General features: G+C 66.8%; 1 protein-coding gene. It reads right to left on the bottom strand.

From position 1 onward, the window contains the following. Nucleotides 1-101: 101 nt before the first annotated feature. On the bottom strand, nt 102-1,715 hold the full coding sequence (locus B0W80_RS33940; RefSeq protein ID WP_077003528.1) for a gamma-glutamyltransferase family protein: 1,614 nt from the start codon (nt 1,713-1,715) through the stop codon (nt 102-104). Between the last annotated feature and the right edge of the window lie 98 nt (nt 1,716-1,813).

Here is a 1,813-nt window from a genome sequence, read left to right as displayed (position 1 = left end):
GCGGGGAACACCGCGGAACCGGCTTCGCCGGGCCGCTGGTGTTGCCCCCGGTGAGGGGGTTGGAGGAGCGACACGAAGTGCGCGGAGCCTGGGGGAGAGCGTCAATACCCGGCGGCCAGGCCATCGCGGCGTGAGTCGCTCGCCGCCACGTAGCCTTCGACCGAGGGATCGCCTGCGCGCCAGATGAACTGCCCTGCACCGAAATCCTGGTACGAGTCGTTGATCACCTCGACCTTGTGGCCCATCGACTGCAGGCCCTGCACCACCGCGGGGTTCATCGAGCCCTCGGCATTGATCTCCATGCCGTGGTTGAAGCGCCAGCGCGGCGCATCGCATGCCGCCTGCGGGTTCTGGCCGTGGTCGATCATGCGCACCAGCGTCTGCATGTGGCCTTGCGGCTGCATGTTGCCGCCCATCACGCCGAAGCTCATCACCGGCTGGCCGTCCTTCATGAGGAAGGCCGGAATGATGGTGTGGAAGGGGCGCTTGCGCGGCTCCACCACGTTGGGGCTCTTCGGGTCCAGGCTGAAGCCGTGGCCGCGGTTCTGCAGGCTGATGCCGAAAGTGGGCTCGACGCAGCCGGAGCCGAAGCCCATGAAGTTGCTCTGGATGAAGCTGACCATCATGCCGCTCTCGTCGGCCGCGGTCAGGTAGATCGTCCCGCCCTTGACCGGGTTGCCTGCCTTGAAGTCCTGCGCCTTTTTCACGTCGATGAGTTTGGCACGCGAGGCCAGGTACGAGGCATCGAGCATTTGCTCGGCAGACACCTCCATCGACGATGGGTCGGACACGAAACGGTAGGTGTCGGCGAAGGCCAGCTTCATCGCCTCGATCTGCAGGTGCTGCGAAGCCACCGAGTCGACCGGCATCGAAGCGAGGTCGAAGTTCTGCAGGATGCCCAGCGCGATCAGCGCCGCGATCCCCTGCCCGTTGGGCGGCATCTCGTGCACCGAATAGCCGTGATAGTCCTGCGCGATCGGCGCCACCCACTCGGGCCGCCAGGTCGACAGGTCCCGCACCTTGAGGGCGCCGCCGTGGGCGGTGGAAAACTTCTCCATCGCCTCGGCGATTTCGCCGCTGTAGAAGGACTCGCCCTTGGTTTCGCCGATCGACTTGAGTGCGCGCGCCGCCGACGGAAAGCGGAACAGCTCGCCCACCTCGGGGGCACGGCCCCAGGGCAGGAAGGCCTCGGCGAAGCCCGGCTGGTTGCGCAACAGCGGCGTGGCCGCGGCCCACTTCTGTTGCACCACGGGCGGCATCAGGTAGCCGCGCTCGGCGATCTCGATGGCGGGCGCCATCAGGTCCTCGAAGCCGAGCTTGCCGAAATGCTCCGACAGCTCGGACCAGGCGCGCACCGCGCCGGGCACGGTGATCGAATCGATGCCGCGCTGCGGCGGCGTGCGTGCGTCGTTGCCGTACTTGCGCTGAAAGTACTCCGGCGTCCATGCGGCCGGCGAACTGCCCGAGGCGTTGAGCCCGTGCAGCTTCTCGCCGTCCCACAAGATGCAGAAGGCATCGCTGCCCAGCCCGTTGCTGACCGGCTCGACCAGCGTCATCACTGCCGCGGTGGCGATGGCCGCATCGACCGCATTGCCACCCTGTTGCAGGATGCGCAGGCCGGCCTGCGCGGCCAGCGGGTGCGAGGTCGACACGACGTTGCGTGCGAAGACGGGAATGCGGGTGGAGGTGTAGGGATTCGAGTAATCAAACTTCATGAGTTGCTTTCACGCTTCATCAAACCGGGGCGTCACCATCTGCTTGCGGGGAACACCGCGGAACCGGCTTCGCCGGGCCGCTGGTGTTGCCCCCGGTG

The sequence above is a fragment of the Variovorax sp. KK3 genome (assembly GCF_001984055.1).
Lineage (GTDB): Bacteria > Pseudomonadota > Gammaproteobacteria > Burkholderiales > Burkholderiaceae_C > Variovorax.
Note: the sequence above shows the minus strand (reverse complement) of the source record. Positions and strands in the feature narration are given on the sequence as shown.

Coding starts and splice junctions, on each gene's coding strand:
- B0W80_RS33940 (WP_077003528.1), bottom strand. CDS start 1,715: ATGAAGTTTGATTACTCGAATCCCTACACCTCCACCCGCATTCCCGTC.